At 70.1% G+C, this 15,841-nt stretch carries 17 protein-coding genes; 9 read left to right on the forward strand and 8 right to left on the reverse strand.

Features of this window, described 5'->3' with window-relative positions; all coding sequences use genetic code 11:
- The first annotated feature begins 70 nt into the window (after nt 1–70).
- Entirely contained in the window at nt 71–838 is a 768-nt protein-coding gene (locus tag ACLQ2T_RS15610; RefSeq protein ID WP_425766854.1) for an SIR2 family NAD-dependent protein deacylase, read from the forward strand.
- Here ACLQ2T_RS15610 and prfH read toward each other — a convergent pair whose 3' ends face one another.
- On the reverse strand, nt 839–1,447 hold the full coding sequence (prfH, locus tag ACLQ2T_RS15615; protein WP_425766855.1) for a peptide chain release factor H: 609 nt from the start codon (nt 1,445–1,447) through the stop codon (nt 839–841).
- Entirely contained in the window at nt 1,444–2,622 is a 1,179-nt protein-coding gene (locus tag ACLQ2T_RS15620) for an RNA ligase RtcB family protein (protein WP_425766856.1), read from the reverse strand. The genes prfH and ACLQ2T_RS15620 overlap by 4 nt, the downstream gene beginning before the upstream one ends.
- 208 nt (nt 2,623–2,830) lie before the next feature.
- Between ACLQ2T_RS15620 and ACLQ2T_RS15625 the strand changes: the two genes are divergently transcribed.
- From ACLQ2T_RS15625 to ACLQ2T_RS15635, 3 genes are all read left to right on the forward strand, one after another.
- Nucleotides 2,831–3,670, forward strand: a complete 840-nt coding sequence (locus ACLQ2T_RS15625) for a DUF4253 domain-containing protein (protein ID WP_425766857.1) — start codon at nt 2,831–2,833, stop codon at nt 3,668–3,670.
- A gap of 230 nt (nt 3,671–3,900) precedes the next feature.
- Entirely contained in the window at nt 3,901–5,388 is a 1,488-nt protein-coding gene (locus ACLQ2T_RS15630; RefSeq protein ID WP_425766982.1) for a M20/M25/M40 family metallo-hydrolase, read from the forward strand.
- A 228-nt stretch (nt 5,389–5,616) separates the two neighbouring features.
- A complete protein-coding gene (locus ACLQ2T_RS15635; RefSeq protein WP_425766858.1) occupies nt 5,617–5,889 on the forward strand; it encodes a hypothetical protein in 273 nt (90 codons plus the stop codon).
- A gap of 502 nt (nt 5,890–6,391) precedes the next feature.
- On the opposite strand, the gene ACLQ2T_RS15640 is transcribed toward ACLQ2T_RS15635, so the two are convergent.
- The 3 genes from ACLQ2T_RS15640 to ACLQ2T_RS15650 form a co-directional block, all read right to left on the reverse strand.
- Nucleotides 6,392–7,231, reverse strand: a complete 840-nt coding sequence (locus tag ACLQ2T_RS15640) for a YybH family protein (RefSeq protein WP_425766859.1) — start codon at nt 7,229–7,231, stop codon at nt 6,392–6,394.
- 67 nt (nt 7,232–7,298) lie between these two features.
- Nucleotides 7,299–8,345: a sigma-70 family RNA polymerase sigma factor gene (locus tag ACLQ2T_RS15645; protein ID WP_425766860.1), complete on the reverse strand. Its 1,047-nt coding sequence runs from the start codon at nt 8,343–8,345 to the stop codon at nt 7,299–7,301.
- 204 nt (nt 8,346–8,549) lie between these two features.
- On the reverse strand, nt 8,550–9,500 hold the full coding sequence (locus ACLQ2T_RS15650; RefSeq protein ID WP_425766861.1) for an NmrA/HSCARG family protein: 951 nt from the start codon (nt 9,498–9,500) through the stop codon (nt 8,550–8,552).
- A 208-nt stretch (nt 9,501–9,708) separates the two neighbouring features.
- Here ACLQ2T_RS15650 and ACLQ2T_RS15655 point away from each other — a divergent pair, with 208 nt between their 5' ends.
- Nucleotides 9,709–10,398: an NYN domain-containing protein gene (locus ACLQ2T_RS15655; RefSeq protein WP_425766862.1), complete on the forward strand. Its 690-nt coding sequence runs from the start codon at nt 9,709–9,711 to the stop codon at nt 10,396–10,398.
- A gap of 110 nt (nt 10,399–10,508) precedes the next feature.
- Here ACLQ2T_RS15655 and ACLQ2T_RS15660 read toward each other — a convergent pair whose 3' ends face one another.
- Nucleotides 10,509–10,991 carry an HAD domain-containing protein gene (locus ACLQ2T_RS15660; protein ID WP_425766983.1) on the reverse strand — a complete coding sequence of 161 codons (483 nt, stop codon included), beginning with the start codon at nt 10,989–10,991 and terminating at the stop codon, nt 10,509–10,511.
- Nucleotides 10,992–11,291: 300 nt separating this feature from the next.
- Between ACLQ2T_RS15660 and ACLQ2T_RS15665 the strand changes: the two genes are divergently transcribed.
- Nucleotides 11,292–11,474, forward strand: a complete 183-nt coding sequence (locus ACLQ2T_RS15665; protein WP_425766863.1) for a hypothetical protein — start codon at nt 11,292–11,294, stop codon at nt 11,472–11,474.
- Nucleotides 11,475–11,600: 126 nt separating this feature from the next.
- Nucleotides 11,601–12,293 carry an alpha/beta fold hydrolase gene (locus tag ACLQ2T_RS15670; RefSeq protein WP_425766864.1) on the forward strand — a complete coding sequence of 231 codons (693 nt, stop codon included), beginning with the start codon at nt 11,601–11,603 and terminating at the stop codon, nt 12,291–12,293.
- Between the two features lie 56 nt (nt 12,294–12,349).
- On the opposite strand, the gene ACLQ2T_RS15675 is transcribed toward ACLQ2T_RS15670, so the two are convergent.
- A complete protein-coding gene (locus tag ACLQ2T_RS15675; protein WP_425766865.1) occupies nt 12,350–12,880 on the reverse strand; it encodes a TetR/AcrR family transcriptional regulator in 531 nt (176 codons plus the stop codon).
- A gap of 93 nt (nt 12,881–12,973) precedes the next feature.
- Between ACLQ2T_RS15675 and ACLQ2T_RS15680 the strand changes: the two genes are divergently transcribed.
- Both ACLQ2T_RS15680 and ACLQ2T_RS15685 read left to right on the forward strand, forming a co-directional pair.
- Nucleotides 12,974–13,390 carry a nuclear transport factor 2 family protein gene (locus tag ACLQ2T_RS15680; protein WP_425766866.1) on the forward strand — a complete coding sequence of 139 codons (417 nt, stop codon included), beginning with the start codon at nt 12,974–12,976 and terminating at the stop codon, nt 13,388–13,390.
- The gene (locus ACLQ2T_RS15685; RefSeq protein ID WP_425766867.1) at nt 13,387–14,226 is read left to right on the forward strand and encodes an ergot alkaloid biosynthesis protein; all 840 of its coding nucleotides are present in this window, start codon (nt 13,387–13,389) and stop codon (nt 14,224–14,226) included. Before ACLQ2T_RS15680 ends, ACLQ2T_RS15685 begins: the two co-directional genes overlap by 4 nt.
- Nucleotides 14,227–14,327: 101 nt before the next feature.
- On the opposite strand, the gene ACLQ2T_RS15690 is transcribed toward ACLQ2T_RS15685, so the two are convergent.
- Nucleotides 14,328–15,722 carry a short-chain fatty acyl-CoA regulator family protein gene (locus tag ACLQ2T_RS15690; RefSeq protein ID WP_425766868.1) on the reverse strand — a complete coding sequence of 465 codons (1,395 nt, stop codon included), beginning with the start codon at nt 15,720–15,722 and terminating at the stop codon, nt 14,328–14,330.
- Between the last annotated feature and the right edge of the window lie 119 nt (nt 15,723–15,841).

The following is a 15,841-nucleotide window of genomic DNA, read 5'->3' on the forward strand; positions in this document are numbered from 1 at the left end:
CAGGTCGTGGCCCGGTTGGTCGTGGTCGTGGTCGGGCGACGGGTGGCGTGGGCGCCGATAGGCTCGACGGATGATCGATACGGCGACGGCGCAGGCCGCGAAGCTGCTCGGCCGGGCCCGACGGGTGGTGGTCTTCACCGGCGCGGGCATGTCCGCCGAGAGCGGGGTACCGACCTTCCGCGACGCCCTCACCGGCCTGTGGCAGCGCTACGACCCCCAGGAGTTGGCCACCCCGGAGGCCTTCGACACCGACCCGGCCCTCGTCTGGGGCTGGTACGCGTGGCGCCGTGCGATCGTCGCGCGGGCCCGACCGCACCCGGGGCACCTGGCCGTGGCCGCGATCGAGACCCACGTCCCGCACACCGTGCTGGTCACCCAGAACGTGGACGACCTGCACGAGCGGGCCGGCTCCACCGACCCGCTGCACCTGCACGGCAGCCTGTTCGCGTCCCGCTGCTCCGCCTGCGCCCACCCGGCACCGACACCCCCCGCAGATGAGCCGACCGAGGGACGCCGGCTGCCCCCGCCGCGCTGCGACCAATGCTCGGCGCCGGTCCGCCCCGGCGTGGTGTGGTTCGGTGAGACGTTGCCGCAGTCGGCCCTGGAAGCCGCCGCCGAGGCCGCCACCGCCTGCGAGGTCCTGCTGACCGTCGGCACCTCCGGCCTGGTGTACCCGGCCGCGGAGATCCCGCACCTGGCCGCCCGGTCCGGCGCCACGGTGATCCAGGTCAATCCGGAGCCGACCCCGCTGGACCCGGTGTGCGAGATCAACCTGCGTGGCCCGGCCGCCCAGGTGCTTCCCGCCCTGGTCGAGGCCGCCTGGGGCGGCGCCGGGTGACTACGGGCGTTCGACCCGGACCGGGGCACCGCGGACCAGCCGGTCGTGCAGCTGCCATCGCGCGGTGGTGGCATCGCGTACCGCGGTCTCGTCCCGGTCCGCGAGTCGCTGCCGCAGCAACCGCAGCGCGATCCGGCGGTTGAGGCTGAACTGCCGCTCGGTGTCGACCACGACCACCAACCCGGTCGGGCGGTGCGTCGCCCGTACCGCCGTGCTGGCCTTGTTCCGGTGCTGACCGCCGGGTCCGCCGGTGCGGCAGCCGACCACCTCCACCTCGGACTCCTCGAAGGAGGTGGCCTCCGTGTCCGTCGGGCAGGGTTGGGCGGTGACGTACCAGTTCTTCCGGCCGACCCCGGACCGGTACGGGCTGGGTGCCTGCCAGCACAGCGTGCCGGTCCAGGAGGCGGCGAACCCCTCGACATCGGTGCCGCCGATCTCCACCAGCACCGAGCGGTAGGTGCCGGGCCGGTCACCGACCACCGTGTCGACCCGGTGCACCCGTAGCCGCTGCCGTGCGGCCTCGGCTTCGAGACGTCGCAGCAGGTGGGCCAGCGCCCAGGCGCACTCCTGCGGACCGCGTCCGGCCGACAGCAGCAGGCGTACCGTCACCGCCGGCCCCGCCGACGTCGCTCGTCGCGCCGCGACCCGACCGCCAGGTCGGCCGTCTTGTACGTGACCAGCGGAACCGTTGTCGCGATCGGGGTGGCCAACCGGTGCGCGACCAGGTCCGCGACCACCTGCTCGATGCGTTTGTACGCCCCCGGCGCCTCCTCGAAGAGCAGTTGGCGGTCGCCGCACACCACCACCGAGCCCACCGGGGTACGCCGAAGCTCCTCGACGGTGTGCTTGGCTCGCCCTCGGCGCAGGGCGTCGGCCCGGGACATCTTCCGCCCGGCACCGTGCGCCACCGAGTAGTTGGCCTCCGGACCGGCATGCGCGGCCACCAGATAGGAGGGGGTGCCCCGGGTGCCGGCGATCAGCACGTCCCGGCCGTCACCCGGGGCCGCACCCTTGCGGTGCAGGTAGCCGCCGTCGCGTACCTCCACCAGGTTGTGGCACTGGTCCACGATCGGCTCGGTCGGCGCGGCACCCAGCGCGTACGCGACCCGGGCGGCCAACAGGCGACGGTTCAGCGCACCCCACCGCACGGCCTCGTCGTGCCGGGCCAGGTACGCCTGCGGATCCGGGGCCGGGCCCGTGCCGTGCCGTTCGGTGTGCTCCCGCAGGATCCGCTCGCCGAATCCCCGGGAACCGGAGTGCACGACGAGCACCAGGTCACCGGCGGCCAGCCCGAGACGACTGGCGTGGGTCGGGTCGAGTACCGCGCCGATCCGCGCCAGCTCGACGAAGTGGTTGCCCCGGCCCACCGTGCCCAGGCTCTCGATGTGGCCGGCGGGTATCTCGCCGTGCACCACCGTCCAGGCCGGGTCGTCGGCGTCCCGTTCGGGATGCAGCGGCCGGTCCAGGTCGGGGAACCGCGCGGCCAGCTTCTCCGGTACGGGTCGCTTGAGCCGGATCGGGAACACCGCGATGCCGCAGCCGATGTCGGATCCGACGAGGAACGGATACAGCATCCGGGAGGCCATCGCGGCCCCGATCGGGGCGCCCTTGCCGGGATGCAGGTCGGGCATGGCGGCGACGTGGATCATGCCGTCGAGGGCGGCTACCTGACGGCACTGGGTGTGGGCGTCGGACTCTATCCAACTGGCGGGTGAGGCGAAGACGCTGATCGTGGCGGGGCCGGACGCGGGCAGCGTCGACTGCCGCAGGTGCAGCTCAGACAAGGGGTTCTCTCCCGAGGAGAAAGTGGAGGCACGGACGGTGGGTGAGGGCACGAGGGGGCGCGCGGAGGGGTCTCGGCGCGGCGGGGTGCGATCCGTCAGTACGTCATGCGCCCACCCTGGCGCAGCTCGCCCGCTGGGACAACCGGTTTTAAGGTGCCGCCGCGCGGAGCGCGGAAAAAGTCAGCCCCGGCCGCTACTCTCACGCCTCGTGACGTCGCAGTTGAACGAGATGCCCGCCGACCTGCTGGAACTGTTCCCGGACAATGCTCCGCGGACCCTCGCCGTGCCGCTGCCGCCCGGCCGGACGGTACCCGGCAGTGAGGGTGTCGACGACCGGCCGGTGTTGTGGATGAGTGAGGAGCCGGCACCGGCCGGACTGTGGTCGCGCCTGCACGCCGTACACCGGGACTCCGGGTTGTGGCCGGTGCTGTTGGACGGTCTCGGCGGTGACATGTCCCGCCCCTGGGAAGACGGTGAGCTCTGGCCCGCGGCCTCCACGCCCGACCAGCATGACGCCGAGGGGGTGCTCACCGACCGGTGGGCCGCGCTGGCCGACGACGGTGGCGACTCGCCGCCCCCGGCCGATGAGGATTCCCTCACCGCCCCGTACGGCCGGGCCTGGCCGGGTCTGGCCCCGGAGCTGCCGTCCCGGGTCGGGGTGCGACAGCACGCCGACCACTGGGCCGAGCAACTGGCACAGGCCCAGCCGGGGATGCATCTCGGTCTGGTCGCCGCGCCGCGCAGCAGCGACGTGTTGGCCGCCCTCGGGTGGCACGGCGCGATCAACCACATCGGGGTCGCCGAGCTGTGCGCGGTGCTGCGCAGCTGGGAGGACCGCTTCGGGGTACGGGTGATCGGTGTCGGCTTCGCCGAGCTGTACCTCAGCGTCGCCGCGCCGCCGGCCAACCTGGACGAGGCGCTGCCCATCGCCGCCGAACACTTCGCCTTCTGCCCGGACAACATCCTGCAAGGGCAGCGTCCGTACACTCTCGCCGGCTACGCCGAGCGTCTCGTCGACGCCCCGACCTGGGCCTTCTGGTGGGACTGAGCCCCCTGCTCAGACCTGCGGGTCCGGCGGCCGGCGGGCGGCCAGGGTGACCAGGAAGGCGGCGTGGTCGGTGGTCCGGTCGCAGGACTCCCACCTCGCACCTCGTCACGCTATGGATAAAGCGGTATAGCGGGATGTGTTTACGCCATTCTCCGCACCGTCCTAATCTGCGGCTGCCGGTGGTGCCGGCGCTCCCTACCCGGCAGGAGAGATCGTTGCGAGCAACTACGGTGTTGCGTGCCTGCACGGCCCTGGCCCTGACCCTCGTCGCCGTGGTCGCCGTGCCGACCACCGCTCCCGCGACCAGCCCGGTGGCTTCCGCCCTGGCGGCGCCGGACATCTCGCTGACCAACACGAAGGCGCACATTCAGCAGTTCCAGACGATCGCGACCAACAACGGCGGCAACCGACGCGCCACCAGCGCCGGCTACACCGCCTCGGTGACCTACGTCTACAACAGACTGGCCGCCGCTGGGTTCACCGTGACCCGACAGAACTGCACCTCCGGCTGCACCAGCGGCGCCGGCCCTAACGTGATCGCCGACTGGCCGGGTGGTGGGGACCCGAACAGCATCTACATGTTCGGCGCCCACCTGGACGGGGTGTCGGCCGGTCCCGGCATCAACGACAACGCCTCCGGGTCGGCGACCCTGCTGGAGATCGCCCTGACCCTCGCGGCGACCAATCCGAGCCTGACCAGCCGGGTCCGGTTCGCCTTCTGGACCGACGAGGAGCAGGGTCTCAACGGATCCCGGTTCTACGCCAACACCCTGTCCAGCACGGAACGGGCGAAGATCAAGGCGTACTTCAACTTCGACATGGTCGGCTCTGTCAACGGCGGCTACTTCATCAACCGGATCACCTCCGTGCCCGGGCGGACCTTGAAGGCGTACTACGACTCCATCGGCGTACAGACCGAGGAGAACACCGAAGGCGCCGGCCGTTCCGACGACGCCCCCTTCAACGCGATCGGCGTGCAGACCTCCGGGGTGGCGGCGGGCGCGTCCCGGGTGAAGACCGCCGCGCAGGTGACCAAGTGGGGCGGCACCCAGAGCGCCTTCGACCCCTGCTACCACCGGGCGTGCGACACGTACCCGAACAACATCTCCGACACCGTGCTCAACCGGGCCGGTGACGCGGCCGCGTACGCCCTCTGGACCCTGGCCGCCGGCACCCCGGCGACGACGGTCTGGTCGGACACCTTCGAGACCGCCACCGGCTGGACCACCAACCCGGCCGGTACCGACACGGCCACCAGCGGCAGGTGGGAGCGCGGCGTGCCGCAGGCCACCAACTCCAGCGGCGCCAAGCAACTCACCGCCCTCTCCGGCACGAACGACCTGGTCACCGGCAGGCTCGCCGGCACCTCCGCCGGCGACCACGACATCGACGGCGGTACGACCAGCGTCCGGTCACCCGCCATCACCCTGCCCACCACCGGCCCGCTGACCCTGAAGATGTCCTGGTATCTCGCCCACGGCAGCAACGCCACAAGCGCGGACTTCTTCCGGGTCTCCGTGGTGCACAACGGCGGCACCACCGCCCTGTTCACCCAGTCGGCCAGCGCCACCAACCGCAACGCCGCCTGGACCTCGGGCAGTTGGAGCCTGAGCGGTTACACCGGCCAGAGCGTACGGATCCTGATCGAAGCCGCCGACGCGGGCACCGCCAGCCTGGTCGAGGCCGCCGTGGACGACGTGACCATCACCCAGGGATAGCCCTCGCGTAGACATCGCAGGTAGCGGCCGCCGTCCCGTTCGCCGGGGCGGCGGCCGCTACTGCAACGCCCGCCGGTGGCTACGCGGCAAACGAGCCCACTTGTGCACGGAACGAGCGTGATCAAGGGCTGGCATGGGGCAGGATGGTCCTTGACCTCAACCAGACTTCAGGTTCTAAGGTCCGAGTCGTCAGCCGGGAGTCGACCCACGGACCTGAGGAGCAGACAGGTGATCGTCACCATCGCCAGGGTCATCGACCCCGCCCGTTTCCTTGAAGTGTTCACCACTGTCGGCGGGGAGAAGCGGCGTGAGCACGGCTGCCGACGCGCCCAGGTTTTCTTCGATCCCGACGACGCGCATAGAGCGTGGTGCGTCTTCGACTGGGATGCGAAGGACTACGAAGGATTCCTCGCCGACCCGGAGATCTCGGCAATCGCACGGCAGCTCGGGATTCAAGCCCCGCCCGTTCACATCTGCGCCGCAGCCGACCTGGACGCGTGACTCCTGGTGCAGGAAGGTTCGATATGTCTGACACCTCCGCGCGGGTCCGCCGGTTCAGCTCGGTCATCGACCACGATGCGGTCCGCTCCGGTGACCCGATTCTTGTCGCGCCAGGCCTCAGCAAGGAGGTAGGCCGGTCGATGAGCGCCTACCCGGCGTTCTTCTTCGCTGGGGCGCGTGCCGATCTACCGGCTCCATACTCGGAGGTCTGGGTGGTGATCAGCGGATCCTTGCGTGTGGGTGCCGAGGAGGACGCCGTGACGGTTCGTTCGGGCGACTTCGTCCACGTGCCCGAGCAGGCACCGGGCACTGTCGAGGCACTGGAGGACACCACCCTGGTCTGCGTCTCGATACCGCCCACTGACGTGGCTGGCGACCCCGCCGACGCTCAACCAACACCATCTCCGTTGATCATGAGGTTGGCGGCAGCGCGGAGATCAACGACTGCCGTCAACCTCATGATCAACCATTGCGGGCGGGTTTGTGCGCGCGGCTGGCCCGTTCAGGGGAGCAGGTCGGTCCCGGGGGTGCGGGTTGGTGGGTCGTGCGGGTGGGAGAGGTGTTGGTGGGTCAGGCGCCAGGCATCGTTGCGGCGGGTGAATACTCGGGTGCCGCGGGACCAGGTTTCCGTGCACTCGCCGTCGGGTCGGGTTATCCGTATGCGGTTGAGGCCCCAGGAGACGGCCAGGTCGCCGTCTACCAGGATGGTCTGGTCGGGGACGTCCCAGGTCACCTCGGCGTCGCCGGCGGCAGCTAGACCGGCCTGGCAGACTTCCCATACTGCTGGTGCGCCCACGTACTGCAGGGGGCCGGCGTGTTCGTACGACACGATGTCGGCGGCGATGGGCTCCATCAGGGTGTCGAGGTCCTGGGCGGCGGTCGCGGCGAACCACCGCTGGTGCAGTTCACGTAGCGCCCGTTCGTCGGCCGCCGGGTCCCGCATCCCGGTGTCGAGCGGGAAGGAATGGTGCTCGTGGGTCACTACCCAGCGCCCGTCCTGACGGCGAAGGCCCAGCGTGAGGCGCAGTCGCCGGTCCGGCGCCGCAGCAAGGTCCGCCGTCGTGCCGCAGCGCAGGAGGGCGTACGCGAACGCCACCTCGCCGCCGGCCGTGACCTCCAACGACTCGATCTCGAACGAGGCGCCCCGGGCCTGCCAGCGGAAGAACGGCGGCCAGCTCTCCCGGTAGGCGGCCAGGCCCCGGACGCCCTGCTGCGGCGGCGGCACGTCGAACATCACGATGTCCTCGGCGTGGTCGGCCAGTACGGCGTCGAGGTCGCCGCGGTGCACCGCGGCGACCCAGCGTTCGATCAGGGTGCGGACCTGTTCCTCGTCAGTGGCCATGATCGGCTCGATCCTTTCCGGGTTGCTCGGGCTCCATCACCCCTACAACCCGGGCCGGCCGGCAAACTCATCGCACCCCCGCCGGTTGGCCGTCGAGACGGGCGGGCAGCCCGTAGCGGGGGAACGCGGCGTCGAGGAACGAGACCACCTCGGCGATCCGGGCGCCGCGCAGCGTGAGCAGGTCCAGACCCGCCGGCAGATAGCTGCCCTGGGCCTCATCCCAGCGGTACGTGCCGAACGCCAGCTGCCCGTTGGCCCAGCCCGGCAGGAAACGCCAGCGGTACGAGCGCACCACCTCGACGAGGAAACCGCGGATCGCCGGTCGGCCCTCATACCAGACCCGCAGCGGCGGCATCGAGTACCGAGCGTCGTCGGTCAACATCGCCACGACCGCCTCGACGTCACCGGCCTCCCAGGCCGCCGCGTACCGGCGGGCCAGTTCCCGCTGCCCCGCGTCGCCGAGCGCGTCCAGGGTTGGTTGCTGGGCCTGTTCGGGCAGCAGGCCGGCAAGAACCGCGCGGGCCCGCTGCAGGGCGCTGTTGACCGCCGCGATGCTGGTGTCCAGCAGGTCGGCGGCCTCCCTGGCCGGATAGCCGAGCACGTCACGCAGCAGCAGCACCGCCCGCTGCCGGGCCGACAGGTGCTGCAGGGCGGCGACGAACGCCAGCTCCAGGCTCTCCCGGGCGATCATTCGGGTCTCCGGGCCGAGCTGCGGTGTCCACCCCATCAACCGCTGCGGGTACGGCTCCAGCCACGCCAGCTCGGCCGTCGCTGCGGCGTCCGGTCGAAGATCGGTGGGCAACTCCCGGCGCCGCCGGCGCTCGATCAGGGTCAACGCCCGATTCGTAGCGATCTTGTAGAGCCAGGGCCGGATCGATGCGTGGTCGTCCTGGAACCGGGCGAGGTTCCGCCAGGCCCGGTCCAAGGTGTCCTGGACGGCGTCCTCGGCGTCGTGCAGTGAGCCGAGCATCCGGTAGCAGTGGGCGCGTAGTTCCTCGCGCAGCGGCCCGATCAGCCGCCCGAACGCCTCGCCGTCACCCGCCCGCGCCGCGGCCAGCAGTTTGCCGTCCGCCGGCTCTGCCCGGCCCGGCGCGTACCCACGCTTGCGCTCCATCGTTCGCAGGCTACGCCGACCATGGCATGCCTGGGCCATGCCTGCCGCTGTCGATGCGGCTCGACGAGGGTGCCGGCGCTACGGCCGGTACTCCACGACGGAGGCATCATCGCCCTGTTCACTCAGGGACAGACCCGGCGTCGACATCCCGACGGCCGCCGTCCCGTTCGCCGGGGCGGCGGCCGCTGGGTCTGGCGCATCGGATCAGTTGCGGGGGATGGTGTGGCCGTTGGCGGCGAGCCACGTGTCGAAGGTCTGCAGTTCCGGGTTGAGGCGGCGGACCTCGTCGAGGTCGCGGACGCCGGTGAAGTACGCCTCGTGCTCGGCGTAGTACTGGAACATGTTCCCGGCCTCGTCCGCGCCGGGAAAGCCCAGGTCGCGGTAGGCATCGTGGGACAGCGGGCGGTAGCCGACCGGCTCGCCGACCGCCCGGGACAGGCTCGCGGCGATCTGCTCGCCGGTGAGGTGCTCACCCGCGATGGCGATCGTACGGCCGACGTATTCCGTGCCGGCCTTGAAGATGCCGTACGCGGTCCTGCCGATGTCCTCCACCGCGATGCCGGCGATCCGGCTGCCACCCATCGGCAGCGACAGGGTCAGCACCCCGTCGGCGTCGCGGGTGGGACCAGCCAAGCCGGTGGCCAGGTTCTCCCAGTAGAAAGTCGTCCGCAGGAACGTGGTCGGCACACCGGCCCGGGTGAAGAACTCGTCCGCCTCCGCCTTCGCGTCGAAGTGCGGAACCTTGTACTTACCCTGCAGGGTGGGCATCCGGTCGTCGTGGACCGGGATGTGCTCCCGGGTGTCCTCGAGGGTCGACCAGATCACGTGCCGCAAACCGGCCTGCGCGGACGCCTCGGCCAGATTCGCCGCCTCCTGCAACTCCTTCTTGGCAGACATGTGCGCCCAGAAGTTGGTGACCAGGAAGGCGCCGTACGCTCCGGCGAACGCCTGCACCAGGCTCTCCTGGTGGTAAATGTCGGCCTCGACCACCTCGGCGCCGAGCTTCACCAACTCCTGCGCCTTTTCCGAGGTGGGGTCCCGGGTCAGCGCACGGACGGTGAATTCGCTGTCGTGGTCGGTCAGGATCGCCCGCGCCAGCCCTCCACCCTGAGCCCCGGTCGCGCCGACGATCGCGATGACCTTCTTCTCGTTCATGTCCCACTCCTTGGCCTCTGGCCGGCCCTTCCGGCCCTTGCGACCGGCTCAACCAGACCGATGCATCGACAATCCCCGATTGACCTTCGGTGGTGACGCGCGGCACGGTAGCAGGGGCCAACTTCGGCAGAGCGCCCACCTGACCCTGCTCGTGGATCATCGGAGGGCGCGTGACCGTGGCCGACGATTGCTGCCCACCATCCGACTCTTGGGGCTGCCGACGGGCGGCGGCCTGGCAGCCAATACGCTTGACCATGAGCATGACTTCTGGCACGTCACACGCTCGGGCTTGACCGGTCCGCGCTCGCTGCTCGACTCGAGAGGTACCTCTATGCCCGGCACATCGGAATCCGTCACGTACCTCATCGTGGATGGGGAGAACATCGACGCCACTCTCGGCAACAGTGTTCTGGAGCGCCGGCCGGCCCCTGCGGAGCGACCCCGGTGGGAGCGTCTGCGGGAGTTCGCGCGCGACACGTGGCAGCAGCCGGTGAAGGGGCTGTTCTTCCTGAACGCCTCGGGCGGCGTACTGCCGATGCCGTTCGTCAGGGCCCTGCTGAGCATGGATTACCGGCCCATTCCGCTCGCTGGTTCATTCGATCAGAAAGTGGTGGACATCGGCATCCAGCGGACGTTGCAGGCCATCGCCCGACGCCCGGGCAACGTGATGCTCGCCAGCCACGACGGTGACTTCCTGCCGCAGCTCGGCGAGCTGCTGCTGGACGGCGATCGTCAGGTCGCGGTCGTCGGGTTCAAGGAGTTTCTCAACGCCGGCTTCGCCGAGCTGCCGGGCCTGCAGATATTCGACATCGAGGAGGACGCGGACTGCTTCACCAACGTGCTTCCTCGGGTCCGCATCATCGACCTCGAAAGCTTCGACCCGGAGCGCTTCCTGTAGGCGGCGCGAGCTGGCCGGCGGAGCGGCCTTCACCACCGCGCCGCCGGACCGGATCCGCGTACCGGCCGCCAGGGCTGTGGTCGCCGCGCTGCTGCGGCACGGCGGACCGATCAGCCGTGCTGGTCCAGCCAGCGACTCACCGCCGCGAGGTCGATCCGGGTCAGTCCCCGGTCCGGGTCGACACGATGCAGGAGTGCAGGTTGCGGATGCTGGGCGGCGACCCATCGCCGGTCAGCGTCGCTGATCTCGTCGTCCAGCCAGACGAACGGGCGACCTGCCGCCCACCGCACCAACGGCTTGGTCTTCCAGTGCACTCCACGTGTTGGTTCCTCGCCATCGTCGGGCCAGTCGACGAAGGGTAGAGCGGGCAGACCGATCCGGGGCGCCACGACCTCGTTGGCCTCGGCCATCCAGGTGCTGGCCCAGACCAGCTCACCCGGCAGGGCCAGCAGCCGATCACCGTCGGCAGGATCGAGACGGTCCAACAGCGGATTCCCGTGCTGATCCGGACCGTCGTCATGCCCACCAGCACCGACTGCGTACGGCGGGGACCGTAGCGGGATCAGTACCCCGTCGATGTCAACGAAGATCAACGATGGTCCGACGCTGCCAGCCACCGCCGAACCGTACCGCCCGAGTGGTGCACGCAGGAACGCGAGCACGGTTACCAGGCGGCCGATAAACGCCTACGGCATGACAGGGCGGATAGCGCGCCATGATCCATGATGGCCGGCATGTGAACCGTCCCCACCGGCCCAACTCCCAGTCAGACTGTTCGCGGCTGGCTGCGCTCGCTGGCTGCCCTGGAACTCATAAACATCCCACTGCAAGCTTGGATATGGTTCGGCCTGGTCGGGCTCCCAGCCACGGCAACCAACCTGCTCGGCTTCGCCTTGTTCGCGCTCCTGCTGATCGAAGGCGCCGCCTACTGGGCAGCCAAACTGCATCAGCTCAACGCCCGCCGCCCCCACCTCCCGGCGCTACCGGCCTTCCGCGCAGCCCGCACCGCCAACCCACTGCTCCTAACCGCCTCCCACCTGGCCCGCGACCTCACCCGCCCAACCCGGCCCCGTTGATCATGAGGTTGGCGGCACTGTGGAGATCAACAACTGCCGCGAACCTCATGATCGACGGGGAGAAGGGGGGTCTGCCGGTAGCGGAATCGGTTGGTGTCCAGCGGCGATGTCAGTGAGGGTTGCCTGGTGCCCGATCTGGTTGACGTCGCGCTCGGTGATGTTCGCCTTTCGTTGCGGGTGTGGCCGACTGTTGGTGCGGCCCGTACTCCGGTGGTGTTGCTGCCCGCCACCGGCCGAAGCGCCCAGGACTGGGACGTGATCGCGGCGGAGCTGGACGCCGAGCGGAGGGTGTACGCCGTCGATCTGCGCGGCCACGGAGGCAGTGACTGGCCCGGTGAATACCGGCTGAAACTGTTCGCCCGGGACGTCCTGGGCCTCCTCGACCGCCTCGACACCGGCCCGGTCGACCTGATCGGCCATTCCCTCGGTGGCCTGGTGGCCTGCCGGGCGGCGGCCGCAGCGGGACCGCAGCACATCCGTCGCCTGGTGTTGGAGGACATCGGCTTCCCGCACCCTCGTCCACCTGCGCCACCGGAGCGGCCGGCGGGGGAGTTGCCATTCGACTGGCGGGTGGTGGAGCAGGTCCGCCCCGAGATCGACGACCCGTCTTCAGACTGGCCCGACATCATCGCCCGGATCACCGTACCCACCCTGCTGCTCGGCGGCGGCCCGTCGAGCCCAGTGCCCCAGCAACACATCGCCGAACTCGCCGACCGGTTGGCCGACGCCCGACTGGTCACCATCGACGCCGGGCATCTGGTGCACGAGACCGAGCCGGACGCCTACCTCGACACGGTGATCACGTTTCTCGACGCGTAGCCGCAACGACGGCGAGCGGATGGGCGGGATGGTGACCTCGACACCCGGAAGGTCGGCTAGCCGAGCACGTCGTACACCAACTCGCGCAGGCCGGCTTCGGCGTCGATTTCGGGGTGGTTGCGCAGGTGCTCGATGAGGTCGCTCCGTACGGCGGCGATCAGCGCGTGGGCCAGGAAGGCGGCGTTGTCGGTGCCGCGTGCCTGGCCGACGAGGTCGGTGAGTTGGGCGTGTAGTTGGGCGTAGCCGCTGTTCTGGTACGGGCTGCCAGAGCCCTCCCGCTCCAGGGCGAGGGTGAGGATGCGATGGCGTTGTTTGAACCGCCAGGTGCGGGTCATCAGTTCCAGGGCGGTCTGCGCCGGCGTCTCTTCGGCGACCGGCGCGGTGAGTTCACGGTCGATGTGCTCCTGATAGAGCGCGAGAAGCAGACCGCGCCGGTCACCGAAGCCCCGGAAGATCGTGCCCTTGCCGACACCTGCGGCGGCGGCGACGGCGTCCATCGAGACCTCGTCCGGGTGGGTGGCCTCGTGAAACAGGCGGGCAGCGGCAGCCAGCACCATGTCCCGGTTGCGTGCCTTGTCGACTCGCATGGCACTCCCTTTGGCAAAACGGACCGACAGTCCGCTAAAGTGAAACGGACCAGTGGTCCGAATCTTAGCGGCCACCGACTCGAGGAGGAACCTGTGTCCGACACCCCCGTGGCGATCTTCCGCCGCGCCACCGACCGCCTGCTCGCTCACGACATGGCCGGGTTCACCGCGCTGTACGCGGACGACGCCGTCATGGAGTTCCCGTTCGCGCCACCAGGGTGGCCGCAACGACTCGACGGACGCAAAGCCGTCGAGGCATACCTGGACGGCTACACCGATCGGCTGGACGTCCAGCGCGTGCACGACGTCGTCGTGCACGAGACCACCGACCCGGACGTCATCGTCGCTGAGATGGCGATCAGCGGCCGGATCGTCGCCAACGGCGAGCCGTACACCGTCCGCTACGTCGCCGTGCTGACCATCGCCGGCGGACTCATCCGGCATTACCGCGACTACTGGAACCCCCTCATCCTCACCGAGACCATGATGGAGACGGAGGTATCGGCATGACGGTGTTGGTGACCGCAGCGACCGGGACCACCGGCAGCCGTCTCGCCCGGCGACTGGCCGGCGAGAACGTCCCGGTACGCCGGGCCGGCCGCTCGCCGGGCGCGGACGTGAGGTTCGACTGGGCCGATCCCACCACATACCCACGGGCCGTCGACGGCGTGCGGGCGATCTACCTGGTGACACCACCGGGCGCCACCGACCCCGAGCCGGTCGTCGTGCCGTTCCTGGAGGAGGCCCGGCGGGCCGGCGTACGCCGAATTGCGCTGCTCAGCTCGTCGGCAGTGCCGATCGGCAGTCCTGGTCTCGGCATGTTCGGCGCGCGTCTCGCCGATCTTGTGCCGGAGCCGGTGGTGCTGCGGCCGACCTGGTTCGCCAGCAACTTCACCGGCGACCGCCCACACGCCGAGTCCGCCCGGCGCGACGGCGAGATCGTCAGCGCCACCGGCCGGGGGCGGATCCCCTTCATCGACCCCGGGGACATCGCCGCCGTCGCCGTGCGGGCACTCACCGACGCCGAGGTGCCCGGCGGCGACCTCGTCCTGACCGGTCCGGAGCCGTTGAGCTTCGACGAGGTCGCCGAGATCCTGAGCGACACCACCGGCCGGACCGTGCGCCACCGCGAGGTCACCTCGAAGGAGCTCTCCGAGCGGCACCAACGCAACGGCGTGCCGGCCGCATTCGCCGACCTTCTCGCCGCCATGGACGTGATGATCGCGGAGGGCGCCGAGGACCGGACGACCAGCACCGTCGAGGAGGTGACAGGTGTGCCGCCGCGATCACTACGGCAGTTCCTCCTGGCCGAACGCATGGCGACGGCTCGGCCCTCGACGCCCTAGCCGATCTGCGGGTTGCCGGGTGAGGTGTCGGCCGCACCCGGCACCGTGCTCAGCCGCCGCACCCGCCTGAGGTCGATCGCGCGGAGCCGACCCCGCCAGGGTCAGTCGCGCAGCGGGTACGGGACGAAGGTGCTGCGGTTCTCGTCCACGTCCAGTTGGCGGCTGATGGGTGGGGCGGCTCGCTGCGGGCAGGTCATCCGTTCGCAGGTCTTGCAGCCGGGGCCGATGGGGGTAGCGGCCTCGGCGGCGTGCAGGTCCACCCCGGTGGAGTAGACCAGTCGGCCGGCGTGCCGGGTCTCGCAGCCCAGGCCGATGGCGTACACCTTGCCGGGTTGGCCGTAGCCGCCGTGGTGGCGGGTGATGGTGCGGGCGATCCACAGGTAGCGCTGGCCGTCCGGCATCGCGGCTACCTGGGTGACCACCCGGCCCGGTGCGCCGAACGCCTCGTATACGTTCCATAGTGGACAGGTGCCGCCGGTACGGGAGAACGGGAAGCCGGTGGCGGACTGGCGTTTGGACATGTTGCCGGCCCGGTCCACCCGGACGAAGGAGAACGGCACCCCGCGCGCCCGGGGCCGCTGCAACGTGCTCAGCCGGTGGCAGACCGTCTCCCAGCCGATCGCGTAGTGCTGGGTGAGCAGTTCGATGTCGTACCGGCGCTGCTCGGCGGCGGTCAGGAACTGTTCGTACGGCAGGATCAGCGCCGCCGCGAAGTAGTTGGCCAGCCCGACCCGGGTGAGGATCTGGGTCTGCGGGTCGTCGAAGTGCTCCGACTCGACGATCTCGTCGATGACGTCGGCGAATTCCAGCAGCGCGATCTGGGCGGCCATCCGCATCGCCTCCTGGCCGCCGCGCAGCGAGGTGGACAGGTGCAGGGTGCGGGTCTGCGGCCGGTAGCGGTGCAGTTCCCCGCCGAGGGCGCCGGCGTCCTCGCGCAGGATGCGTACCCCGTGCCGCTGGGCCAGTCGGTCACGCAACCGACCCCGGACCTCGCCGCGCCGCAGCCCCATCGCGGTGGCCAGCCGTTCGGCCTCCTCGTCCAGTTCCGGTACGTAGTTCTGCCGCCGGTAGAAGAACTCGGTGACCTGGTCGTGCGGGCTGCGGCCGAGCCGTTCCCGGTCGCCGACCAGCTCGGCGAGCTGCTCGTCGGCCTGCTGGTAGCGCCGGTGCAGGTCGATGACGGCGGCGGCGACCTCGGGCAGCCGGGTGGCCAGCTCGGTCAGGTCGGCGAGGCTGGCCCGGCTGGGCAGGGCCTCCCGCAGCCCGGTGACCAGGCGTGGGGTGTCGTGGGCGGCGAAGACGGTGGGGTCGACGCCGAAGAGTTCGGTGATGCGCAGCAGCACCGGCACGGTCAGCGGCCGGGTGTCGTGCTCGATCTGGTTGAGGTAGCTGGGGGAGATTCCCAGGTGCCGGGCCAACTCGGTCTGGCTGAGTGCCCGTTCCTCGCGCAGCCGGCGTAGCCGGGCCCCGGCGAAGGTCTTGCTAATCGTCCCCACCTCCCACGCCAGCAGGTTTGTCGGATCACATTAGCACCGCTGCCAATGGGGCCATTAACAACTTTGCAAAATGCTTCCGAGGATTTACAAGAATTGGCATTTTCCGTCCCTCGACCCGA

Source organism: Micromonospora sp. DT229, from assembly GCF_049844505.1.
GTDB lineage: Bacteria > Actinomycetota > Actinomycetes > Mycobacteriales > Micromonosporaceae > Micromonospora.